Annotated in this window: 21 protein-coding genes and 2 pseudogenes; 8 read left to right on the top strand and 15 right to left on the bottom strand. The window is 44.2% G+C overall.

The genetic code is table 11. The features are described 5' to 3' along the window. Positions 1 to 227 (top strand): hypothetical protein (locus RIB93_RS11025; RefSeq protein WP_446372825.1); only part of this gene is annotated, 227 nt, incomplete at its 5' end. 408 nt (positions 228 to 635) lie between these two features. Here RIB93_RS11025 and RIB93_RS11020 read toward each other — a convergent pair. From RIB93_RS11020 to pipX, 11 genes and pseudogenes are all read right to left on the bottom strand, one after another. Beyond that, positions 636 to 2,636, bottom strand: a complete 2,001-nt coding sequence (locus RIB93_RS11020; RefSeq protein WP_446372824.1) for an ArnT family glycosyltransferase — start codon at positions 2,634 to 2,636, stop codon at positions 636 to 638. Positions 2,637 to 2,653: 17 nt separating this feature from the next. After that, positions 2,654 to 3,058 (bottom strand): hypothetical protein, encoded by a 405-nt coding sequence (locus RIB93_RS11015; protein WP_446372823.1) that lies wholly within the window; start codon positions 3,056 to 3,058, stop codon positions 2,654 to 2,656. 5 nt (positions 3,059 to 3,063) lie between these two features. After that, positions 3,064 to 3,183: pseudogene (locus tag RIB93_RS11010) on the bottom strand (alcohol dehydrogenase catalytic domain-containing protein); the annotation flags it as partial. Between the two features lie 253 nt (positions 3,184 to 3,436). Continuing rightward, positions 3,437 to 4,426, bottom strand: coding sequence for a glycosyltransferase family 39 protein (locus tag RIB93_RS11005; RefSeq protein ID WP_446372822.1), 990 nt, complete (start codon positions 4,424 to 4,426; stop codon positions 3,437 to 3,439). 8 nt (positions 4,427 to 4,434) lie between these two features. Continuing rightward, the gene (locus RIB93_RS11000) at positions 4,435 to 4,707 is read right to left on the bottom strand and encodes a hypothetical protein (RefSeq protein WP_446372821.1); all 273 of its coding nucleotides are present in this window, start codon (positions 4,705 to 4,707) and stop codon (positions 4,435 to 4,437) included. 41 nt (positions 4,708 to 4,748) lie between these two features. Continuing rightward, positions 4,749 to 5,708 carry a glycosyltransferase family 2 protein gene (locus tag RIB93_RS10995; protein ID WP_446372820.1) on the bottom strand — a complete coding sequence of 320 codons (960 nt, stop codon included), beginning with the start codon at positions 5,706 to 5,708 and terminating at the stop codon, positions 4,749 to 4,751. A gap of 159 nt (positions 5,709 to 5,867) precedes the next feature. Then, a complete protein-coding gene (gene proC / locus RIB93_RS10990) occupies positions 5,868 to 6,692 on the bottom strand; it encodes a pyrroline-5-carboxylate reductase (protein WP_446372819.1) in 825 nt (274 codons plus the stop codon). A gap of 51 nt (positions 6,693 to 6,743) precedes the next feature. Further along, positions 6,744 to 7,328 (bottom strand): cell division protein SepF, encoded by a 585-nt coding sequence (locus RIB93_RS10985; protein WP_446372818.1) that lies wholly within the window; start codon positions 7,326 to 7,328, stop codon positions 6,744 to 6,746. Next, positions 7,325 to 8,050: pseudogene (locus RIB93_RS10980) on the bottom strand (RRXRR domain-containing protein). Before RIB93_RS10980 ends, RIB93_RS10985 begins: the two are co-directional and overlap by 4 nt. Before the next feature lie 559 nt (positions 8,051 to 8,609). After that, positions 8,610 to 9,281 (bottom strand): YggS family pyridoxal phosphate-dependent enzyme, encoded by a 672-nt coding sequence (locus tag RIB93_RS10975; RefSeq protein ID WP_446372817.1) that lies wholly within the window; start codon positions 9,279 to 9,281, stop codon positions 8,610 to 8,612. A 66-nt stretch (positions 9,282 to 9,347) separates the two neighbouring features. Next, positions 9,348 to 9,611 carry a transcriptional coactivator PipX gene (pipX, locus tag RIB93_RS10970; protein WP_446372816.1) on the bottom strand — a complete coding sequence of 88 codons (264 nt, stop codon included), beginning with the start codon at positions 9,609 to 9,611 and terminating at the stop codon, positions 9,348 to 9,350. Between the two features lie 482 nt (positions 9,612 to 10,093). Here pipX and RIB93_RS10965 point away from each other — a divergent pair, with 482 nt between their 5' ends. The 5 genes from RIB93_RS10965 (at position 10,094) to RIB93_RS10945 (ending at position 15,789) form a co-directional block, all read left to right on the top strand. Continuing rightward, on the top strand, positions 10,094 to 10,573 hold the full coding sequence (locus RIB93_RS10965) for a molybdenum cofactor biosynthesis protein MoaE (protein WP_446372815.1): 480 nt from the start codon (positions 10,094 to 10,096) through the stop codon (positions 10,571 to 10,573). 103 nt (positions 10,574 to 10,676) lie between these two features. Then, positions 10,677 to 11,792 carry a hypothetical protein gene (locus RIB93_RS10960; protein ID WP_446372814.1) on the top strand — a complete coding sequence of 372 codons (1,116 nt, stop codon included), beginning with the start codon at positions 10,677 to 10,679 and terminating at the stop codon, positions 11,790 to 11,792. A gap of 206 nt (positions 11,793 to 11,998) precedes the next feature. Continuing rightward, positions 11,999 to 12,874 (top strand): Rpn family recombination-promoting nuclease/putative transposase, encoded by an 876-nt coding sequence (locus RIB93_RS10955; RefSeq protein ID WP_446372813.1) that lies wholly within the window; start codon positions 11,999 to 12,001, stop codon positions 12,872 to 12,874. Between the two features lie 233 nt (positions 12,875 to 13,107). After that, positions 13,108 to 15,012 (top strand): sulfite reductase, ferredoxin dependent, encoded by a 1,905-nt coding sequence (sir, locus tag RIB93_RS10950; protein WP_446372812.1) that lies wholly within the window; start codon positions 13,108 to 13,110, stop codon positions 15,010 to 15,012. Between the two features lie 165 nt (positions 15,013 to 15,177). Next, positions 15,178 to 15,789 carry a LysE family translocator gene (locus RIB93_RS10945; RefSeq protein ID WP_446372811.1) on the top strand — a complete coding sequence of 204 codons (612 nt, stop codon included), beginning with the start codon at positions 15,178 to 15,180 and terminating at the stop codon, positions 15,787 to 15,789. Between the two features lie 33 nt (positions 15,790 to 15,822). Here the strand turns inward: RIB93_RS10945 and RIB93_RS10940 are convergent, their stop codons facing one another. The 3 genes from RIB93_RS10940 to RIB93_RS10930 all read right to left on the bottom strand — a co-directional run bounded on the left by RIB93_RS10940 (position 15,823) and on the right by RIB93_RS10930 (position 21,148). Then, on the bottom strand, positions 15,823 to 17,016 hold the full coding sequence (locus RIB93_RS10940) for a helix-turn-helix domain-containing protein (protein ID WP_446372810.1): 1,194 nt from the start codon (positions 17,014 to 17,016) through the stop codon (positions 15,823 to 15,825). A 76-nt stretch (positions 17,017 to 17,092) separates the two neighbouring features. Further along, on the bottom strand, positions 17,093 to 19,603 hold the full coding sequence (locus RIB93_RS10935; protein WP_446372809.1) for a HEAT repeat domain-containing protein: 2,511 nt from the start codon (positions 19,601 to 19,603) through the stop codon (positions 17,093 to 17,095). Between the two features lie 51 nt (positions 19,604 to 19,654). Further along, on the bottom strand, positions 19,655 to 21,148 hold the full coding sequence (locus RIB93_RS10930) for a hypothetical protein (protein ID WP_446372808.1): 1,494 nt from the start codon (positions 21,146 to 21,148) through the stop codon (positions 19,655 to 19,657). A gap of 966 nt (positions 21,149 to 22,114) precedes the next feature. On the opposite strand from RIB93_RS10930, the gene RIB93_RS10925 reads away from it, so the two are divergent. Both RIB93_RS10925 and RIB93_RS10920 read left to right on the top strand, forming a co-directional pair. Next, entirely contained in the window at positions 22,115 to 23,014 is a 900-nt protein-coding gene (locus RIB93_RS10925) for an Rpn family recombination-promoting nuclease/putative transposase (protein ID WP_446372807.1), read from the top strand. 148 nt (positions 23,015 to 23,162) lie between these two features. Next, positions 23,163 to 23,864, top strand: a complete 702-nt coding sequence (locus tag RIB93_RS10920; protein WP_446372806.1) for a DUF547 domain-containing protein — start codon at positions 23,163 to 23,165, stop codon at positions 23,862 to 23,864. On the opposite strand, the gene RIB93_RS10915 is transcribed toward RIB93_RS10920, so the two are convergent. Continuing rightward, positions 23,846 to 24,580: a TIGR04283 family arsenosugar biosynthesis glycosyltransferase gene (locus tag RIB93_RS10915; RefSeq protein WP_446372805.1), complete on the bottom strand. Its 735-nt coding sequence runs from the start codon at positions 24,578 to 24,580 to the stop codon at positions 23,846 to 23,848. The genes RIB93_RS10920 and RIB93_RS10915 overlap by 19 nt on opposite strands. Positions 24,581 to 24,631: the final 51 nt, after the last annotated feature.

Here is a 24,631-nt window from a genome sequence, read left to right as displayed (position 1 = left end):
GGGCGGGTTTAGGGACAATTGTAGGGGCGGGTTTAGGGACAATTGTAGGGGCGGGTTTAGGGACAATTGTAGGGGCGGGTTTAGGGACAATTGTAGGGGCGGGTTTAGGGACAATTGTAGGGGCGGGTTTAGGGACTAAATTTAGATATCCACCGATAACGGAACAACAAAACCCGCCCTTCCTCACCGATAACGGAAAAAAAAAACCCGCCCTTCCTCACCGATAACGGAACAACAAAACCCGCCCTCCCTCACCAATAACGGAAAAAAAAACCCGCCCTTCCTCACCAATAACGGAAAAAAAAACCCGCCCTTCCTCACCAATAACGGAAAAAAAACCCGCCCTCCCTCACCAATAACGGAAAAAAAACCCGCCCTCCCTCACCAATAACGGAAAAACAAAACCCGCCCTCCCCACCAATAACGGAAAAACAAAACCCGCCCTCCCCACCAATAACGGAAAAACAAAACCCGCCCTCCCTCACCGATAACGGAAAAACAAAACCCGCCCTCCCCACCAATAACGGAAAAACAAAACCCGCCCTCCCCACCAATAACGGAAAAACAAAACCCGCCCTCCCCACCGATAACGGAAAAACAAAACCTGTCCTTATTTATAAGTTGGAAATTACCAATTATTTCACCTCTACCTTATCTTTAACTAACACATTGATCTGGTCTGAGTTAGCTAACCAAGCACTGACATAAGTGCTACTCTGAACCACCATTTCTTTCACGGGTTCCTCTTTACTACTTCTAACCGCAATAATGGCACAGGGATTAAAATTATTGTGGGGATATATCTTAGATTTGACATTCGAGCGATTATCCGGATGTAAAATATGCTCAAACCGAATAGTTTGAGAATTATTTTCCTGCAAAAGTACCCAAAATGGATATTCCCAATAGGTTCCCGATGGTACGGCTGTACCTCCTAAAGATAACCCAATCGTTTCACAGTTTTGTTTTTTGAGAAAATCAACAGTTGCGAAATAGGGTTCTTTTAGATATTTACGATTAGTAAAGTACAGTTCATTGCGGCTGGTATTGAATATATTTTGCTCGGCAGCAATCGATCGGTATTTATTACCAACCACGAAGGGAATTGATGCCACGAGCATAATCACAGCCAGAATCATTAAAGCATGGCGATTCCAGCTTTTGTCAAAAACTAAACCGACAAAAGACGAAAATAGGACAAATAGCGAAAGATGATGGCGACTTTGATAAGGTTGAATTTTCAGCATCCAACAAAGGAGTAAGAAGCCACCAATTAATACCAATAAATAACCGATGACATTGTTTTTTGTCCTCAATTCATTGTTAAACACAAAAACTATAATCGCTAAAGCAATGAGGAATAGATGCAGTGGATTTCCGGCAACATTTTCATCAAAGGATAGACCCGGAACTGTATAGGAGTTTAGGGGCCAGGTCGTTCGCGGATCATTCATGTCAATGCCCAAAACGGAATGGATTATACTGATTAATTTGTGGCTAATCCCCGTAATCGGCGTAATAAAATCCTGTAGTCCTAGGTATCTAACGATATCAACATGGAGAGAGAGATTCCTGATAATATTGGATATCCATGTCGGCAGGCTGTACACTTCTATTTTATAGTCGGCTGAATATTCGGCTACCGATATGGGATTTCCATACAAATCAAAGTTGCGTAAATAATGACCCCAGTTCAGACTTAAAAAGATAAGAGTAACGATACCAATGGGTTTCCATAATTTCCAGCGTAAGCGGTTCAATTTCGCCAGGAAAAACCAAACCATTAAAGGAAAGGCATAGATATACCCTGAACTCTTGGTAAAAACAGCCAGTCCTAAGCTAGCGCCAATACGTATAACTAAGGTAAGCGGAATCTTTTTTTCGGGCAATGCCAACAGAATATAATGGGCAAGACAAACTAGCCAAAAAGCGACAGCATAATCATTTTGAGTGCTGGACGCTTGCAGGATTCCCATAGGAATCGTAGCGCAGAAAATCGCCGCAAAAATTTGTCCCCGTTGATCTGCACCCAGTTGTTTAGCAATCATGGATACGCCAATAATGCTGCCAACCATACTTAACCATTGCACCAAATTAGCCAAGCGATCGCCCCGACTGAGAATCTGTAAGTGCATGATCACAAATTCGGCAAACGGGGGGTGAACTAATTGAGCCGAATAGTAGGTGGGATAATGGGCAACACTGCGATTTTGTATCCAATGAACCACCCGCGCCAGATGATAGGTCATAGAATCCCAATTATTCGGCGGCGCTACCACAGCAATTAAACCCACTGTCGCCACGATACAGACGACACCACCCAGCAAAACCAGCGAGACTGGGGTGAGTTTTGGGCGTTCAGGGAAATTTAGCGATCGCTTTCCTCTCTTAACCAGTCGATAATAGATAAACAAGAGTGCGATATCTGTAATCAGCCACAAGACTAATACTGAGCTAAATGTCAAGACTCTAAATAGACTTAAAGTCTCAGTAAATACCGTGATCAAAACTCCCCAGACAATCGCTGCGGATAAGACAGAACCCCGCCAGTCTTGACCTGGATACTGGAAAATTAGAAATAGAAGCAATAATGAGAGTAAAGGTAAGCCAGCTAGCATATTGATGATTCCGTTCACGAATTAAACGAATGGTCTTAATTTTCTATCTTGTATACAGTGACTAACCAGGGATAGAATTGCTGGGCAACCGTAGGATAATTGTCCAGTGAATGTTGCTCAGAATGGAGAATGCTGGATTGCTTTGGCAGATTACGAGTCTCAATAATGTAAGCGTAATAGTCCCTATCGAGAATAGCATCCAAGGGTTGGCGGGGAAAGCTGGGATCAACGCTAGCTTTCTGAGGCTTGCGACCTGTGCGTTGCAGATAAATTTCACGCTGTTCAAAGGGAAACTGATCAATATTTAAATCCTCTAAGCGCTTGCCAGAAAGTACGGCGGCACGCCAGCGAATAGCCAATAGATTATATTGATCATTATTGAATCCTAGTAGCAGAACAGGTCGATTTAGGTCAACCTCTTGCAGTCCGAACTCCTGCATTTCGGCATAGACGGGTAACCCGTGAAGCAATATTCACAATGACCACAGGCACTATGCAGCCAAGGAACACCGACGCGATCGCCTTCTTTATATAACGTTACGCCAGAACCAACGGCGGTGAAAAAAATCGGGCTGGTAATTGCTTGGAACAAGTCTACTACATTGAACCTAATCAGGCTATGGTAAACTTGCCAACCATCAACCGCGTGTTCGGCTTCATCGCTATCGAAGGGAATCGTTATCGTCGCCACTGTATGAGTCAAAACTATCAGCAGCGTCAGCGCTGCAATGACTGTAATTACACTGGCTAAGAATATGGCAGCATGAATCTGTGCTGTTTTGCGGTTAGTATGAGTAAAAGGTAAATTCATAGTTGAGTTAAGAATTTCCCTCTCCAATCTTTAATTTCCATAGAGTCGTTTGAGTTGTATTAACCGGGGTTGTTTGCCGTTTCCATTTCCAGGTTTTGTCTATTGTATAGTTGGCATTTTCTTCAAGTAAATAGTCCAATGTCGCTTTAGACTGGTACACGAATACATTACTGAAACCCTTGCCTACAGAATTAACCTCTTGCAGCGGGCGAATAGCTTGCAGAACAACATGGGGAGCGAGTGAATGACTGAGAGTACGGATATCGAACCATGTTGCTATAATCAGGGGCTGGTCTTTTGGATTAACAATCTTAGCCACATCAGTATGATAGTATTCTCGACCTTTCGTCCACCATGTATCTGATTGGGATATGAGGGCGCAAGAAAAAACTCCACTTGAAACGATAACAACTGTAATTAGCTGCCATAGCTTCTGTTGCCAATTTCCGAAATTTATACCCGAAGTAATTTTACTATAAAGTAGGTGGGCAACTGCTATCTGAATGCCCAAAGAAGACGGGATAAAATATCGCAGCGGCGTCGAGCGTCTTCCTCCCCCTAATAAGTCGGGTAGTATTAAAAATAACGCGGGGACTGCGATTAAGAGACAGACAAACAGCCAAATACGCTTGGGCGTGTGATTACATAAAAAGTAAATAGCGTATAAGACGAGCATGGATGTCAGGGCATAAATCCATAAGTTCCCATAAACAAAACTATCATTTAAATCGACAAAAACGTGACTAATATTCACCAGCCAACTTTGAACTAAAGATGGCAGTGGTGTAGGTGTTTTGCTCCAGCCTGGAGATGGATTTTCGACTTGTGAATCAGCGATCATCACCCCAATCCAAGGGAGAAAAAGTAAGCACCCTGCCAAAGATGCCAGCACGTAAGCGATCAGCGTTTTACTAAATCGGAAGCTTTCATGGACAAGTACGTAAATGCCATGTCCAATCGCAACGATTACAGAAATCAAATGCGTATAGAATCCCAATGCCAGAGTTACATGGCATCCATTAAGTCTCTTTTTGAATGGGGACGTTGATAGTCTTGAACTTCGACCGCCTTCATTTTATTGCCTTGTAAGACTATCGCCTGAAAATCTTGATTGGTATAACCAGAAATTCGTTGTGATGTGAGGCTTTCATCACCCCAATAGGGTTTTTGTTCCAGGTTGGCAAATCGAAAGAATATACCGAGAACTAATAATACAATAATTAAGAGACGCCAAGGATTTTTAGATAACCTAAAGTTATAGTTATACTTTTTGGGCATACTCAATTTGAATGTTTATTGAGTCTAGAGTGTTGACAAAATTAACGGATTAGGGGTCTAGAGTGATCAGGGAAACCACCTACTTCTGCTAGGGTGTAAAGGGGTCGGCCTTTGACCTCTTCATAAATTCGCCCAATATATTCGCCTAATATGCCGATACTAATAAGCTGAACTGATCCCAGAAAGAAAATCGCGATCGCGATCGTGGCAAATCCTGTTAAGGGAGAATTAGGTGAGGCTAAACGCCAGTACAGGACTAACACTGACATGAATAAAGCTAACGCCGCCGATAGCAATCCGAGGTAGGTGGACAGTCGTAACGGTACTTTAGAGAACGAGACTAAACTGTTCACGGCTAACGCCAACGATTTACGAAAGGTGTATTTGACATCCCCAGCAAAACGGGGATCACGTTCAAACCGAATGGCAGTCTGCCGAAAACCTACCCACGATCGCAAGCCTCGAATGTAGCGGTTTTGTTCGGGCATGGCATTGAGCAAATCTACAACTTGCCGATCCATTAAACAAAAATCACCGGTATCTGTGGGGATATCCACCTCGGCTAAAGACTTGAGTAGACGATAAAATACATAAGCCGTGAAGCGCTTAAACACACTTTCGTTTCGGCGTTTAATCCGCTGAGCATACACCACTTGATAACCTTGCCGCCATTTTTCCACCATATCTGGAATTAACTCAGGTGGGTCTTGCAAATCTGCATCTAGGACGACGATAACCTGACCTCGGGCAAAATTCAGACCTGCCGTTACCGCCATCTGATGCCCAAAGTTACGTGCCAAACTAAGATAACAGACTCGCTTGTCCTGCTGGTGCAGTTCTCGGATAATCTGTAGAGAGCGATCGCGACTGCCATCGTTAATTAGAATGAATTCTACAAGCCCATCCATGCGATCGGCGACAGCGCTGATCCGACGATACATTTCCCGAAGCGTTTCTTCTTCGTTATAGATAGGAATAATCCAAGAATACTTTGGCAGCATCGTCTATGAAATAGGGGATGGGACACTAGGAGCAAACCCTGACATAAGACGTAGCTTGCTTGGCGCTTCCTTGAGTATGACCAATAATGAATAACATAGCTTGCTTCTCAAGGGCAGCGAGTATAACGAATGACGAATGACATAAGACGAATGACGATCCTACTTACCCAGTTGTTGAGAGCGCCGATAAGCGGCTTGTACGGCTTCTATCAGCGCCGAACGGAAACCAGAACGCTCCAATTCAGCAATTCCAGCAATTGTAGTGCCACCTGGACTCGTCACTTGATCTTTAAGTTGAGCGGGGTGGATTTGTTTATCCTGCAACAGTTGCGCTGTTCCCAATACCGTAGAAAGTGCTAATTTAGACGCGATCGCTCTGGGTAGTCCGGCGGCGACACCCCCATCGGCTAAGGCTTCAATCATCACTGCCACGTAAGCCGGTCCCGATCCCGATAACCCAGTAACAGCATCCATTAAGGATTCCGACACCTCCACCACTTCACCCACTGCACCCAAAAGGGTTTTTGCCACCTCCAGATGATTAGCCGTGACGTTTTTTCCCGGTGCGATCGCGGTTATTCCTGCTCCTACCGTGGCTGGGGTATTAGGCATCGCCCGAATGACTGGCTGATGCTCAAATACGGCTTCGAGTTCCCTTAACGACACACCCGCTAAAATCGAAATCACCACGGGTAGGTTTTCCGAAGCTGGAGAATTCTTGTCATCCTTTGACACCAAGTCACTCGCTACCACCTTAAACACTTGAGGTTTAATTGCCAAGAGTAAAACATCCTCAGCTTCCGCCGCCACCCCGTTATCCGAGGTGACATTAACCCCATAGCGCTGGCTTAAATCCTCTCGTCGCTGGGCTTGGGGATCACTGACCAGCACCTGATCAGGGCGATAAACTTGCTGTGCGATCAGGCGGGATAAGATCGCTTCTCCCATTACCCCGCCGCCGATTATGCCAAGTTTGATAGACACCCACCCTTCCTTTAGTGAACAGACATTCGAGTTTCGACAATCTCAATTGAATTACTGAGCCATACGTTCCGGCTCAGACGTCCAACTGGGAGGAGGCGCTGAACGTGACCCACGAGTTTGTTCAGCGACTTCGTGAATGACACCCGATTGAGTACTTACCTGTACACAGCTTGGTGTAAACAAGAAAATACTCTCACCAATGCGCTCTTGATGACCGTCGATCGCATACGTTCCGCCCGCCACAAAATCCACGGCTCGTTGAGCTTGATCGGGGTCCATCATGGTTAGATTTAAAACCACAGACTTGCGTTCTCGCAGGGCTTGAATCACCTGGGGCATTTCTTCAAACGAACGCGGCTCAATCACGGCGACTTCCGAAATCCCGTTTACCGCTCCCGGCATACCAATCACATTATTCATGTTTACCGCTCCCATTCCTGAATCCGATCCTACAACAGGACGTTCCCGAACCCGACGTCGAGGAGGACGTTCTTCCTCAGCAGGCGCTGGCATAGGTGGTTCTTGCTGATATAGATTTTGATAGGTCTCTCCATCCACCTCCTCGTATTCATACTCATATTCGGGATCATTAGGACCGACCACAAAATCTCGCAGCTTGTTAAAAATATTGTTCATCGCTTTACCTCGTGAGACCCCAACCTCAGCGAAGCAGGTTGGGGAGGGATAGAGGTCAAACCGTGCCACTCACTTCGACTTCGCTCAGTGTGGTGAGGTTTGACAATCCAACTGTTGATACCAGTCCGGTATTTCGCTGCAACAATTGGACTTTTTTGGCAGTGAACTGTCCCAACCGTTTCCAGTTAGCGTCACTCACCGAAACTTTGGTTTTGGTGTCACCGGAAACGTAACCGTACCATCTGATGCCTGCTTTTTCAGCCTTGACATAATCGCCCTTCCTTAACCCACTGTGGCGAGTAACCGTGCCACCATAGTTTCGCCGCAGTCCTCCCTTGCTCTTAATCATTAGGTGTAGTTGGCGGCGGCAAATTGGGGGGTAACTTCCGGTTAATCCGTCGCCCTCGCCGTCCCCGTCGCATCATTGCCCGTTGGTTCATCCGTTTGGTCACGTTCTTAAACACCAACTTTAGGTGTGCCAGGAATAGGGTTGTTTTGGCTGATTGAATCGCAATCCCCGTGAATAGCTTTCCCGGATCAATTCCGGCTACGATATCTTGGGTTTCTTCTCCTGATGGTGGTTGAGTTAACTGGACTTGGAATATGCCTAAGTCGTTATGTACGACTTTAGCTTTACCAGCTTTTAGCCACCGCCGAACACGGCTAGCTTTAGCTGGCATTAGTGGTTTACCTTTCGGTGATAAAACTGGAACACGAATCATGGGTATAAGCCTTTCGTGTAAAGTTGTCTGTCCCCTCGACCACCGTTAACAAAATGTCCTCTCTTAGAGCGTCTAAACAAGTAGACTTACAGTGAATCCAAACTGGGGAAGTATTTGGAAGTGTGTATCAGTTAACGGCTTGGTGGTCTATTCAACTCTTAACGTTGCCAGTCCTGTCTCTGGCAATCCCCACGCTCCACGTTAGTAGCGTGGGGTTGTTGAATGGATCTACTCTCCATCACAACTTTAGGGTTTGTCGGGAAACGCTAGAATCGACCCTCGTTGAGGTATCAGTTCTTAACTCTTGCGGGTTGAGACCGAAACCCCAAGCAAACGGCTAGCTTACCCCGCGATCGCCTAACATTTCCTACCACCGGAGCTTGTCAAAAGTAAGCCCTTAGTATACACCCGCTTCTAATCAAACGGGTAGTTCTATGCCCATAACGGTGAAAACACTCAGGGATTACTTACAAGACAATACTTATCATAAGAGTTATTTTGGCACTATACAGCAGTTGCTTACTCATGATGCTAATTAATCGTTCCATTCCTCGCCTACTTAATCCCCACGTTCACCAAAAATAGTCCGCCCGAGTCGTACCATCGTTGCACCCGCTTGGATGGCTAGGGCGTAATCCTCTGACATTCCCATAGAAAGCTGATGCATTCGCAAATTCGACCAATTTTGCTGTCCAATTTCATTCGCCAGATCCCGAGTCCGCTCAAAGACACCCAGAGTCTCCTGGCGGGACAATCCCAACGGTGGAATCGTCATTAACCCCTGAATTTGCAACGCCTTGCACTGATCCAGTTCAGGTAAAGCCTCTAGCAATTCCGGTATCGTCCAACCGTATTTATGGGGATCAGGCATAATTTTGACTTGGAGACAGATTTGGGGAGTGACAGCCAACTCACAAGCTAATTGATTCAGTCGCTGGGCTAACTTGAGGCTGTCACAGGAAGGAATCCACTGAAATTGAGTTAAAGCTTTTTTTGCCTTATTGCTCTGAAGATGTCCAATCAAATGCCAGGTAATGTCAGGCAAATCTTGAAGTTCGTCCTGTTTAGCCGCCGCCTCTTGAACTTGGCTCTCGCCAAAATCGCGCACGCCAGCTTGATAGGCTTCGCGTATCGCCTCTACCGATACTCGTTTAGTCACAGCAATTAACCGCACGTCGGGCGGTAGCTGTTGGCGAATCTGAGCAATACGTTCTGTAATTGAGCCTGTCATGATGTGAGATGAGCAATAAGGGAGTCACGATAGAGAGTGAATCATCCAAAAATCAACCGCTACTGCTCATTGGAACGTTTGCTTATGAATTTTCCGAAGCTGCTCAAAATCTTTGGATGCACCCATACGACGGAGAATGCGGAGACGATTTTCCACTAAATGGCGAGCATCTGAACGACTAATCGGTTCAAACGCCAAACCATTCGAGCCTGTCGTCACCAAAAAAAATAGACGCTGGGCGTAAAGGGTGGTGAACAGTTCCTGGTTGTCTTCAACCATGCAAACGCGAAAAAGTAAACCAAAGGTTGGATGATTTAGATAGGTTTCCATTAAAACCCTGCAATAGACCTGTTAGACAACAGATTGGACATAAGAGAATAAGTATGGGAAGAGATGCCGTATAGGTTAGTCATGGTTAAACACAATTATCAATAGGTCAGCAAGAGATCAGCTAAATTAGTTTACAGCGTTATTATTGATTGCCCCAAACTTACCACAGCCCTTCAGAGTGCTACTATCCTCAAAAGGTTATATCATGCTTAGCATCGCTTAAGGCATCCTCTGGTCATCGTAATTTCGAGTGAAACTCCTCCCTCAGCAGATCCTTTGCCAGCTCAGGCGGGAGAGGGTGGAATCTGTTGGCTTTGAAAGCCTTGTGTCACAAGGCTTTCAGGTAGTTCAAGAAAGATGCGTATAAGGGATAAGGGAGCTGGGAGGGAATTGTTTAATTAGAGCCTATCGCAGCAATATTGGAATCTCCCTGCACCTGTGCGCTAAAAAGAAAATATTCTCCATCTACCCGCAAAGTCGCCATGTCTATAGCATCTCCCCAAAAACCGCAAACCAATGATAACTTTGCCATCACCTTTGCCCCCCTATCCCTCGCCGATGTCTATACCCTCGCCGATGATCCTGCCAATGGTGCTGTCGTCGTCATGAGTGGCACTGTGCGTAACCAAACCGAAGGCAAACCCGTTGTGTCACTGGAATATCAAGCCTACGAACCCATGGCATTGCGCGTCTTTGCCACCATTGCCCAAGACATTCGACAGACGTGGGCTGATGTCAATCGTGTCGTCATTCACCATCGCATCGGACGCCTACAAATTGGTGAAATTAGCGTCTTAGTTGCCATCGGCTGTCCCCATCGTTCAGAAGCCTTTGCTGCCTGTAAATATGCCATTGATACCTTAAAACATAACGCTCCCATCTGGAAAAAAGAACATTGGGCAGATGGTGCCAGCACCTGGGTGAGTATTGGCGCCTGTAAACAAGTCAATGAGCCTTGCTGAACATGAAGGCTTGCAGGATGTCAGTCTTGTAATTGAATAGACTAGCCCATAAGCGTTTAACTGAACCCTTATAAACTTCGGATATTGACCTTCTAGTTACTTTATGCAAGAACAACTTCGCGACGTTTATCTGACTCTGATTAATGCCTCAAAGTTTTTCATTAGGATTTACCGTCAGCTAGGAAATATGTTGGTATTATCCTCTTCAATCCTCACTCTTAACGCCCAACGCAACTTCCTGAAGCAAGTATTACAGGTAACTTCAGATAGTGATGTTGATCCGCAAGCTGTCTATCCCCTACTTCAGGAAAACCTGGCTCTCTTAGATGAGAACTTGGCTAGGGTATTGCACGAATTTGGGAGACAACTGGCAGATCATGAAGCCGAAGAAGCAGAAAAGTTAGCTACAGATATAATTAATTTTAGTAATTTGCTCCAAGAGTTTCCTTTAGGGGATCAGGCAATTAATCAGGAAATCGCTATCACGGGATATCAAGTAGCGCTGACTATCTGTAGCCGCCCTATTAACTCAGAAACTTGGGCGTTAATTCAAAACAATCTGGGTCTGGCTTACTTCAACCGCATCCGAGGAGAAAAGACAGAAAATATAGAAAATGCCATCACCTCTTACCAGGCTGCCCTAGAAATTTATACCCGTGAATACTTTCCCCGGGATTGGGCAATGAATCAAGTTTGTCTGGGTCTTGCTTACTCCAACCGCATCGGGGGAGAAGGGGCAGAAAATATAGAAAATGCCATCACCTCTTATCAGGCTGCTTTAGAAATCTATACCCGTGAAGCCTTTCCCGTAAATTATACTGAAACGCAACTTAACCTAGGAATTGCCTACCAAAACGCCAAAAAATTATCCCACGCATATCAGGCTTTTACGGCTGCAATTAATATCATCGAATCCCAAACACTAGAAATGAATGTTGACATTATTGACGACATTGAACACCCAAAAATAGCACCCGAGTGGAATGACGTTTATCACAAGATGCTCGAATTATGTCTAATGTTAGCTGATCATACCCAATCAATTAACGACATTGCAAGCAGCAGCAGTGATTTTATCGAACTCCTTAACACCCGTAACTTATTGTCTGACGGCAAGATTCAATCTCAGCCAAACAGCCAAGTAAAACAGCAACAACAATACATACTGATGAATGATTTTCATGAAGTATTACAGATAATTAAGCTTATATATAAATAAGCCGTTTTGGACTACCGAAACCCTTGATATACCGTAGGGTGGGTTTCGGCTTCGCAAGAGCCCACCAGCCTCATCTGAGTGTGCCATTTCCCCTAACTGAGGAAACCCAATAGGTACGGATTAGAATAGTAATCAATGACGCTCCCTAATCATCAGGGCAAAAATCTGTCAAAATAGAGTAGGTAGACGTTCCCGGAAATGCCCTTATGCCTCAAACACACATAAGATTTGATTGGGCGATAAAAAAATTACTGAGAAACAAAGCCAATTACGGTGTTTTGGCAGGTTTCTTGAGCGAGTTATTGGGGAAACCCATCAAGATTCAATCAATCCTCGAAGGTGAAAGTAATCAACAAACCGAGGATGACAAGCTAAATCGAGTCGATATTCTGGCGGAAAATGACCAAGGGGAATTAATTCTGATTGAAGTGCAAAACAATACAGAGCAAGATTATTTTCATCGAATGCTCTACGGCACATCGAGATTAATTACCGACTTTCTGGAAAAAGGGGAACCTTACGGTAAAATCAAAAAAGTCTATTCAGTCAATGTTGTCTACTTTTCGCTGGGGCAGGGGGAGGATTATATTTATAAAGGGATATTAGATTTTCGGGGGTTGCATCGAGAAGACAGGTTAGGGTTATCAATCAACCAGCAGAAGTTGTTTAATATCCACGAGGTATATGAGGTTTTTCCCGAGTATTATGTGATTAAAGTCAATAACTTTAACGAAGTGGTGAATATGCCATTAGATGAATGGATATATTTTCTGAAAAAGAGCCAAATCAAAGAAGAATTTACCGCCCAAGGTTTAGCTTTAGCGAAGGAAAATTTACTGGTCGATAGTTTGAGTGCAGAAGAAAGAGCCAACTACCTGAGATTTATGGAGAATCGACGCTATGAAGTTAGCATAATCGAAAGTTCGCGCTCAGAGGGACGATTGGAGGGAATTGAGGAGGGTAAACAGCAAGAAAAGATTAACGTAGCCAGAAAACTAAAACAAAAAGGGACTGATCTTGACACCATCACAGAAGTCACAGGACTGAGTAGAGAAGAAATAGAGAAATTTGATATACCGTAGGATGGGTTGAGCGAAGTCGAAACCCACCCACTTTAAGTGGGTCTTCCGGACAAGCCTGTGCTAGACTAGCTTTCTGATTTGCGATCGCGTGACACCGCCAGTCTTAATCCGCAATCTTAATTTATATCAAAGTCCCGCCCACACCGATGACCCAGGTATTAGGATCAAACTATTCAACGTAATCCCGATAGAGTTACGGTAATATAGCTGATCCGTTCGGACTTATAGCATCCATGGTTGTATCTCAGAATCCCTCTGTACAGAAAACGTCTAAGCTTGAAGGCATAAAAGAACGCAGTAACTGCTTACGCGAACCCGTCGCCAGCGAGTTACTCGAAGACACCACTCACTTCAGTGGTGATGCGGTACAAATTCTTAAATTTCACGGTTCCTACCAGCAAGATAACCGTGATAATCGGGTTAAAGGGCAAGAAAAAGACTATCAGTTCATGCTGCGAACCCGTTCTCCTGGCGGGTTTATCCCCCCCCAACTCTATCTGACGCTGGATCAACTTTCTGATGAATACGGGAACCATACAATGCGAGTCACCACTCGCCAAGGGTTTCAGCTTCACGGTATTCTCAAAAAGAACTTAAAGGCAACAATTGCCGCCATTGTTCGCAATCTGGGTTCAACCCTGGGCGCTTGCGGGGACTTAAACCGCAACGTTATGGCACCTCCCGCCCCGTTCAAGACTCGTCCTGACTACCAGTATGCCTGGGAGTATGCCGATAAAATTGCCGATTTATTAACCCCTCAGACGGGCGCTTATTATGAAATTTGGCTGGATGGGGAAAAGGCAATTAGCGCCGAAGAAGCCCCAGAGGTGAAAGCGGCGCGTCAGCGTAATGGCAATGGTACGACATTCGCGGATAAAGAAGAACCGATTTATGGGGAACATTATATGCCCCGTAAGTTTAAGTGTAGTGTTACCGTTCCTGGCGATAACTCTGTTGATCTCTACACCCAAGACGTTAGCTTGGTGGTGATGATGAATCAGCAGGGAGAATTAGAAGGATTCAATGTTCTCGCGGGTGGTGGTTTAGGGCGCACCCATAATAAAGAAGAAACCTTTGCCCGTATGGCTGATCCGATTGGCTATGTGGCAAAAGATGATATCTTCGACTTAATTAAAGCGATTGTGGCAACTCAGCGAGACTATGGCGATCGCGTAAATCGTCGTCATGCTCGAATGAAGTACCTGATCAATGATTGGGGGGTTGATAAGTTCCGCGCTAAGGTTGAAGATTACTTCGGTAAGCCTATCGCCCCCTACAAACCCCTCCCCGCCTTTAAATACCAAGACTATCTGGGGTGGAATGAGCAAGGAGACGGTAAGTTATTTTTAGGCATCTCCATTGAGAATGGGCGAGTTAAAGATGAGGGGAACTTCCAGCTAAAAACAGCCTTACGGGAAATTGTCAAGCAATTTGACCTACCCATGCGGATGACACCCAATCACAATGCCATTCTGTATGAGATTGAAAAGGACCAACAGCAACCCATTGAACAGATTCTCAACCAACATGGGGTGCAAATTACCCCAGAAGGAATCGAACCCTTAGTCCGCTATTCCATGGCTTGTCCCGCCTTACCCACCTGTGGCTTGGCGATTACTGAATCAGAACGGGCAATTCCAGGGATTACCGCACGGATTCGGGCGCTGTTGGACAAGCTGGGATTAAAGGATGACCATTTTGTCATCCGGATGACGGGATGTCCGAATGGATGTGCCAGACCTTACATGGCAGAATTAGGATTTGTGGGGAGTGCGCCGGGAAAATATCAAATGTGGTTAGGCGGTTCACCGGATCAAACCCGATTAGCACGAGCCTATATCGAAAAACTGCCGATAGAGGAACTCGAATCCTTCCTCGAACCCATGTTCATGCAATTCAAGCAACAGCGCGAACTTGGGGAAAGTTTCGGTGATTTTTGCGATCGCGTGGGATTTGATGCGATTCGGGAGTATTCTGCCAATTACGAATTCCCTAAACCCACCAAGAAAACCCGCCATCGGATTTCTCTAAATGATGATCTGTACAGCCGTCTCAAAGACGCCGCCGCCAGTCAAGGGAAACCGATTAGCCATCTGGCTGCTGACGCGATCGAGGCGTTTCTCAATCAGTCATCTTAAATTAGACGTAACTGATTAAATTGATCAGGTAGGGGCACGATACTATCGTGCCCTTTATCAAATACCATACTCCCATTGCGCCTTCATATTGTTGGGTTGAGCGAAGTCGAAACCCAACCTACAACCTATCCCACAATTAACGATTCAATTGTCATGAAAAGCAGTATGACCTTTAGCACCATTATGGCATTATTCAGTGCAATGGTCGTTCTGGCTTCTATTCCCAGTGTTAGTGTATTGACTGTCTCTACCCGATCCGCTACGTCTGGCTTTATTCATGGTGTTTTCACCACCCTAGGAATAGTCGTCGGTGACATCATTTTCATTATCATCGCTATTTGGGGTTTATCACTGCTGGCGGCAAAAATGGGAGGCTTATTTTTCCTGATTAAGTATCTGGGTGGTGCTTATCTTATTTGGTTGGGAATAGGATTATGTCGGGCAAAATTGAATAAAGTGGAGACAGCCGCCGTTATGGAATCTTCTTGGCTGTCTAGTTTTATCGCCGGACTATCTATTACATTAGCTGATCAAAAAGCAGCCTTATTTTATCTGGGGTTTTTCCCAGCTTTTATTGATCTGTCCCAAATCTCTTATCTTGATACTATCATTATTATCGCGATTACTATCGTAGCTGTAGGCGGTGTCAAACTCGGTTATGCATTTATGGCGGATAAAGCGAGATTACTGATCAGTTCTAAAATAAGAAAAGGAATCAATATGATTGCAGGCTTTATCATGATTGCTGTGGGAGTGTTTTTGATGATCAAACCTTAATTGACCTTTATTGAATAATTAGGGGCTGCTGAATTAACGTCTCTCCCGCACTACCCATTCCTCAAAGAGTTTTGAACCCATCCTGTATCGCTCATCATCTAGTTGACGAATCACACCCGTTCCCGTCAAAACTTCCAACGCATCTGCAACTTGCCCAAAACTAAATTGCGCTTGTTCGGCTAATGTCTCAGCGGTTCCCTCTCGCTGCTGAACGAGGGTACGATAAACGGTTTGTTCTACCTGACTAAAACCATAAGATCGTTGATCTTCATCCCACCAAGCGGAAAAATCGCGGTCATGTTTTCGTTGTTGATGCAGCATAAAACTCTCAGTCGAACGGGATTTACCCATCTGATAATCATCAAAAATCTCATTAATGAGTTGTTGAGTGAGATAGGGATGATATCCCGCCCAATCTAGAATCGTATTATATCCTATTTCTGTGAGGGGAACACCTTGATTTTGATTTCGTTGAACAATCAGCGATCGCGTGTCGGATTCGGTTAATGTCCCTAACCATTCTACATCAGCAATATTCAGCAGCGGAGAACCGACTCGTTGCTGATAATCTTTCAAGTCACGATAGCCAGAGAAACAGAATCCTAAGAAAGGGTTGATAGCCGTATCGGTGTCTTTTAATCCCCGCAGATAACTCCAAGCATCATTTGCCCACTCTTGGCGGACAATAAATTCTGCGCCATCTAAGAGAAAGCAAATGCCTTCAAGGTTGTGCTTTTGCAGGTGTTTAATTATTTTCAATAAATCTTGGCGGAAGTCTTCGTGAATTAAACGCCGTTCTTGATGAGGATTGGTAACATTTAATTTAAATCCAGAGATGCCAATTTCGCCACCAGAGAACTGTCTAAGTAAGCGGCGATAGGTTCGTCTCAAGCCTAATCGAGACTCAGTGTTTGATGATTGGGTTTGCTTTTGGATAAGCGCTTCTTGTAATCGAAGAATAAGCAGATATCGGAAATTATCTAGACTTTCGGGTTGCTCTTGTTGTAAATTAAAGAGAACGGGAAAAGCACGGCTATTTTGGTTAAATAGCGTCCATTGAATAGCGTTTAATGTGCTGGTTTTACCCAAACGGCGTCCACCGAGAATGATTCTCACTTGAAAAGGCGATCGCATGACGTTGGCGAGGAGTTTCTGGCGTCCGAAAAAGTAGTCGGGTTTTGAGATAGCGAGTCTAAAGTTATCGAAGGGGCGATTGTTATTCGTCATTTGTCATTTGTCATTCGTCATTTGTCAGCTAAAACGACAACATACTCATCATAAACCTTCTGCCCTCTGCCTTCTGCTATAGCTGCCATTGTTGCATCTGTTCGGGTTTCATTTGCATCCGTAGCCAGCGGGATAGAAGGGGAACCTGTAACTGATAGTAATCCTTATCCGCGATCGCGTCTCGATGGATTAGTCCTACGGCTTCTAGCCAGAGTAGGGCGTCTAGACATTGGCTTTCGGTGAATTCGGGGTTGAGTCGGGCAAACAAGGCGTCCTCGGTTATCTGTGGCTGAGTCTGTTGGTTACAGGCGAGGAGTTTCAGCAGCGCGATCGCACAGGTAAAATTACGCTTGTCTAAATCTGCCCAAATATTTTGTCCAAAGTAGTCTTTGAGAACACCGGAATAGGTAAAGGGTTTATTCAGATAGCGTTGGGCGGCGGATAGGTTAATTTCGCCCTTATTTTCCGGGGCGACTTTTTTACAGAGTAAACTCGCCAATTGTCTGGCGATAAAGGGATGTCCGCCACTTTCTCGATGGATGGCGATTTGAGTATCTTGATCAAAGGTTACACCCATCAGTTCACCAATATCCGTCAGCATTCGGGTTGTCTCGGATTGGGAAAAGGGAGAGACAAAGTATTCTTTAAAAAAGCTAAACACTGGATTGGTGGGGACATCCGGTTGTTGCCATTGATTAATCCGATTACAGTCCGCATGAACATCAGCCACCAGTAAGGAGAGTTGGCGCTGTTCCTGACTTAATACTCGCAACACCCCGAAACAAGCGTTGAATTCTTCGGCGCGTTCTTTTGGGTCAGTTTTTGTAGGAAGAATGCGTTCAATTTCATCTAAGAAGCAGAGAATCGGTAGATGATATCCGGCGGCTTGGAGTAAGGGAGATAAGGTATTAATGCGCTGGGTGAATTCAGAGATTAAATCTGAGGCGGGACTATCTTGGGAAAAGGGTTTAAAGTTTGTAGTGAGCGCTTTAGCGTTTGTAGTGAGCGCTTTAGCGCTTCTGGCACTAAAGTGCCTACTACGAACCCAATTAAATTTCGTATCCTTTGATTGAGGATGGTGCTCATTCACTAATTTGCTCAGTTGTTGTAGAATTTCATTGAGTAATTCAGCCCCATAACGCTGTTTTCCGCCATAGCGTTGCAGGTCAATATGAACAACAGGATGCTGGCGCATGGCAAAACTTAGTTGTAGGAGAATAGAGGTTTTGCCAGATTTGCGTAAGCCAAAAAGTCCAATCCCTTGGTTACGACGTAGTTCTTCTTCCAGACGATTGAGAAGTTCGACACGACCAAAAAACGAAAGAGTATCGCCAATGGCATTCCGATCATCAAACAAGTCAGCACCGGGTAAATAGCGGTCTGTATATTGGGCTAAAAGTCCCGAAGCTGTGCTACCATCTAATAACGCCTGTTCAATCGCAGCCAAAGGAATCGGAATCAGGATAAAATGGTCGCGTAGTCTAACTTCCGCCATCCGCATTCGGAATAAGGTATCTGGCGGTTCTCGATACAACAGAATACCCGCTTTTTGTTGAGAATTGCCCGTTAATTGGCTAGATTGTTTAACTAACTCCGTTACGTCTTCGGCAACAGGTTGGTCAAGGGTGAGCATGATTGGTAAAGGCGTATAAGATTTTAGTCTCCCTGGAATTGAGATAAGTTTGAGACAACGTTTTCTTTGACGGCTGGTGGTTGCGCCTGTGTGTTGGAAGAATTGCTGGACTTGTGAGCGAAAGTAATCAAATCTTTCTTTCTGTTCTCTCGACTGAACAAGAACTCGACTGAACCGCAAGAATAAGTCAGGGCGACGCCAGATAATTATACCACCGATGATTGATAGTGAGAGGAGAGTGATAAAGATTATATTAAAGGCTTGAGATAGAATGCGATCGCGCCGTTCAGCGTTCAGAATAGTTAGAGAGTCTCGTATCGTCTCAATATCTTCCTGTTTAAACCCTGATTGAATTGGATTGATGGTAGTCTCAATATTTTGGAAAGAATTGATACTATTTTGAGCCTGTTCTAAATTAGAGATAGCTTGCACTAAATCAGATGTGGATAGACGCTCTGCCTTATCTTTGCGATTTTCAGCAATTTTCGCGATAGCCGAAGCTGCATTAGTACGAACGAGTTCATGCTCACTTTGTAAGGCTTCAGTCAAGCTGGGAAAAGCCAGCGAACCCATTTGACTGAGAGCAAAAGTCGCACTATAACGAGCCGATGCGTTTTCATGTTTAAGAGTTTCGATTAAGCTAGGAATAGCAGGTGAACCAATTTTGATTAAGGCAAAGGTTGCTCTGAGGCAAACCACTTCATCTTGCTCTGTTTTTAAGGCTGTAATTAACGCTGGAATAGCCGTTTCTGAACCCATTTTCCCCAAAGCTGAAGCCGCTTGACTACGCTTGCGCCAATCGTCTTCATTCTTTAACTGTTCAATATATAAGGAAGTCTCTTTATCAACAGATTCTTGTCCCCATCCCTGACTCACACTCAGCAGCGGAAATGAAAGGCTGATACAGCCAATTATGATGAAGGTAAAACAATTTCGTTTAGCTTGTGTCAGCATAGCATTGATTAAAGTTCGTTCGTAGTTGCGCTTTAGCGCTATCCGTTCCGCTTAATTCAGGGATTGATCATAATCTGGAATTCGCCGAGTGCTGTAAGTTAGAGGAAGTGCATTTTGATTTTCTATTCTTTCGGTTAACCATTCAGATTGCTCACTGAGGGAAATTGACATTGTACCCTCAGGAGACACTTGATAAACCCATTCAACACCAGGGCAAATCTCCGACTCCATCTTCGGGACTGACTGGGGCCATTTTCCAGTTTTGGCAGCTAGTGCTTTGACCTCCAATATTTTTTGAGTTAATTCTAAGTCGAGCATATAATGGGTTGCTATACGAGGTTGATTTAAAAAGTTTGGTGCTATTATTTGACTGGGAATGTTCCACCAGGCTGGAGTTGTATCAACTGTTGCTGATTCGACTGAATCCGACAAACATATATTCTGTTGCTTATATTCTGCAAAAAGTTTCCTTTGTATATTATACGTATCAACTGCAGAAAAGCGACGATAAGGTTTTAAAATAGGTGATTTGAGTAGTAACCCCAATAATATCTCTTCCGTTATCCACACCTCTTCAGGTGGATATAAATGTAAATTTTGCATGAAATTGAATCCATGGATAAATTCTGTTTCTAGAGAAGTTAACAGTGATTTATGGTAGTCATGTTCTAGCAAACGCTGCTGCCAGTATACGGGAAGATGTTCAACATTTCTGATTACACCTGTACTATATCTACCCGTAATTAAGACAACCAATTGACTAATAAAATAATAGTCGTTACGAAGTGATTGATTGAGTCTCCAGGATACCTCTAGCATTTCTTCGACTTGTTTGACTTGACCACGGTTATTTTTTTCTAAGACATCCAGTAAAATCACGTTTTGTAAATCAACCAAACTCAAAGAACTGGGCAAACCAAACGTATGATCACCCTCCACTATTGGAGTCATATCTCTCTCCCACTGTGGAACTTCATTATTTAAGGTATGCTGACTAATCGCTTCTATTTTCTTCTGATTATTCATCAAATATTGCCTTAATTTATCGGGTATTGGAGCAACATTATCATTGGGTTTGCTGATTTGAGCATTCAAATAATCTCCTAGTTCTTCCCTAATTTCTTCAAAAGCCTGTCGGTCACTTTCAGAAATAGTAAAATCTGGATGAGACTGGGTATAGGCGTCGATAGGAAACTCAGTCGTACCCCCTCCAGATATTCCCAATTTTGCCACCAAAGCTCGCAACTTCAACGCCGAATCATTGAGTTCAGTATCCGGAAACCGTTCGGCAAATTCCTGGATGTCTTGTTCAATTTCCTTTTCTTGTTGAGAAGCGAGGAAATTACCGCCAATCATCCAAATCGCTAATAAGACACTTACACTCGGTACAAACCAGCGAAGTGACTTGAGGAGAAAAGTTAAACTATGAACCGACCACTGTCTTAATTTAGTTGATGACATACCAATAACTCGGAACAGCCCTTGTTCTATACGTTTGGTTCCCGGAATAGGAGTAAATAATAGTTTAACAATTTTTTCTCGCATGGTTTTATTGCTCTGTGCATCTGTAATTAAGCTGTCATGCATTTAAATTGGGTATTAGTAGTAAGCAAGATGCAAAGCCTGCGGCATGGCTTCGCTAAACGCACTACGGCAAAGATTGCGCCATTATTGATATTAAGGTTTAAATGCCGAACAACTTAACGTATCTACACCACCTATCGTGGCAAAGGTGCGTTACGCTACACTCTCCCAACCCTACACATAGAAGACTGAGAGGCTTTGCGTAAGTCCTAACTTAATCATACCTATTTTAAGTCCTGGCTAATGCATTAAACTGTTTTTTTGTCAAATTTGTCCCTTTGCGAGTTTTGACAATTGGGTAATGTAATATATTTGTAGAGTTTAACTTTTCCCGCTGCTAGAGAGGATAAAAATACGCATTTTCAAGGCGTTTAAGCGATGGGGTTAAAAAAATTGCTACAAAAAATACCCAATACAACATTACCGTAACAACATACTACAACCTTAAACCCCCGTCAACTCAGGATTTGCCAGTGACTTTTTCTGCCAGCCCTCAATCCGGTTATCTTGAGAATATTAAAACTAAAACCTAAAATTGAAAAGTTTTCCTTATTGAACCAGACTTAATCAGCACCAAGCTTGACTGAAAGCAAAGACAGCGCCACCACAAGCCAAATTATCGGGGGTTGGTGGAATTGTGCGATCGCATCTCAAGATAGGTCTAACTTTTCACGGGAAGTCTAGAAACCTGAGTCGGGGCGGGCGCAAGTCACATCCGGTTGCAACCAAAAATATAGTCGTGAAACCCGCCCCTACAGATTTGAATTAAGCCAAGGGAATAAGGCGAGTGAGCGCATTAACCAACGGGTAGTTACTAGAAAGGGCGATCGCGTCTCTCTTGGCTTGATGATGATGGGTTTAGATAGGAGGTCTTTATGGTAAAATTAAAAAATCTTCTATCCCTAGCGACTCAAAAGGGAGAAACCGATGAGATTTATCAGCCCTAAAGTCGATTACGCCTTTAAAAAAATATTCGGTTCTGAACAGAGCAAGGAGATATTAATCAGCTTTCTCAATGCGATTATTTATGCCGGGGAGCCAGTCATTAAATCTTTAACCATCATCAATCCCTACAATCCAGGTCAGGTACTCAGTTTAAAAGACACGTATTTAGATGTGAAAGCCGTTTTAGCCGATGGCTCGATTGTCGTCATCGAAATGCAAATTGCATCTATGGCGGCGTTTAATAAACGAGTGGCTTATAACCTGGCAAAATCCTATAGCAACCAGTTGGTCAAAGGAGAAGACTACCCACTGTTGAATCCAGCGATCGCGGTAACCATTACCGACTTTATTCTGTTTACAGAAACCGAAGCGGTGATCAATAAGTTTCGGTTTAAAGAAGAAACGGAAAACTTTGAATGTATTGGTGGTGAATTGCGATTGATTTTTGTTGAATTACCAAAATTCAAGAAAACCTTATCTGAGTTAAATAGTTTGACAGACAAGTGGATTTACTTTTTGAAAGAAGCGGCTATATTGGAAGAAATCCCCAATAGTTTAGGAGAAGTTTCAGAGATAAAACTCGCTTTAAATCTAGCTAGTCAAGCGAACATGACAGTCGAAGAATTTGAAGTGATAGATAGACGAGGGATGATCTTACAAGATGAGAAGGGACGAATAACTTATGCGGAAGAACAAGGACGTATTAAAGAAGCGATCGCTCTAGTAATGCGTCAACTGAAAAAACGTTTTGGCGAAATTCCGGCGGCAATAAGTCCCAAAATTGAAGACTTGTCTTTGTCAGAGTTGGAAACGTTAACAGAGGATATTTTTGATTTCAACAGTCTCGATGATTTGTTGAGTTGGCTGGAGACAAGCAGGTAATCAGTCCGGATCGCCCCAAGCCATAAACTGTTCGTTCGCGATCGCAGGATTCGGCATTAGCCGTTTATGATCGAATAGGGTCGATCGACTTAGCTGTACAGAACAACGCGATCGCGACAAATCTGACTACCACCGACTGAGTGTAAGTATGATTGACTTTACAGTTTGGGATCAACTCCTACGCCAATACGTTGATAAAAATGGTCGCGTCAATTATCAGGATTGGTCACAGCAGTCATACCAAACCCTGATGAATTGGCTATGGACTGTAGAACAACTCGATCCCAAATCTATCTCCAATCCCGATGAACAATTAGCGCTATGGATTAACCTTTACAATGCTTCTGTTATCGCTTCCGTCTTGGCACGATACCCGATGAAATCCATCCTACCCCGGATTTTCGGTATCCCTAACTGGTTAGCCTTTCTCTGGTTCTTCACCCATCCTTTGCCACCCAATCGCCGTTACAGCCTCAACCAAATTGAACATAAAATTCTCCGCCGCGAGTTCAACGAACCCCGCATCCATTTTGCCTTGGTTTGTGCAGCGATTGGCTGTCCTTTGCTGCGTCCAGGTGCGTATTGGGCAGAATCGGTACGCAACCAATTAGAGGAAGACGCCAGCCGCTTTATTAATAATCCTGATAAAGTTCGATACGATCAATCGAATCAAACCCTTTATTGTAGTCGCATCTTCAAATGGTACGGGGAGGATTTTCTCAAAATTGCTGACTCTATCCCTGATTATATCCGCGCTTACCTGAAAACTGAGCGTGCGATCGCGTCTAATACTCCTATTATTTATCTGGACTACGACTGGACACTTAACGATCAGCGAATATCCTCGTAAAATTTCTTTAAATAAGATGCGGGCATCCCTAACCCCCACAAGACACCCACATAAACGTAAATCGCTGTCGCTTTCAGTGATCCCCAACGTGCCACGCGGCGATCAGAACTCTGAACCACCCGATTCACCAAACGAATTCGTCCTCGCTTGACTAACTTCAGACACAAATCCGCCTCTTCCATAATCGGTAACGTGCAATCAAATCCACCACATTCCCAGAAATCGAGGCGGCGAACAAACATCACTTGATCCCCAAACAACAGGCGCAATCCTCGACTAAATAAATGAGGTCGAAACAGTAGAGGCGCGTAGTAGGTTTTCAGGTAATTATGCAACGATATTCCCCAGCGCGTCGTTCTTGAACCCGCCATCAGGGAGATAAATCCGCCACAGACAACAGTGGGGTCAATTAAAGTCTGTTGAATGAGTGATATTAAATCATCTGGCACTAATGTGTCAGCATGAAGAAAACAGAGAATCTCTCCCTTTGCCTGTTGTGCGCCTTGGTTCATCTGGATCGAACGTCCAGCGTCCTGAGAGAGGATAACCTGTACTCCGGCGGATGACGCGATCGCGACTGTCTCGTCTTCACTTCCACCATCCACCACAACCACATCCAGAGGAGGAGGTGTCAGTACATTGAGATGGCGCAAGGTGCGTTCTAAACAACTTGCCTCATTCAGGGTGGGAATGATAATAGACACAGAAGATGACATGATTGATCGATAGTGTTGGTCTAGATCCTTCAAAATAGGATAAATATATAG

It is taken from the genome of Coleofasciculus sp. D1-CHI-01 (assembly GCF_040218875.1).
Lineage (GTDB): Bacteria > Cyanobacteriota > Cyanobacteriia > Cyanobacteriales > Coleofasciculaceae > Coleofasciculus.
The sequence above is the reverse complement of the archived record's forward strand: the minus strand, read 5'-3'. Positions and strand labels throughout refer to the sequence as shown.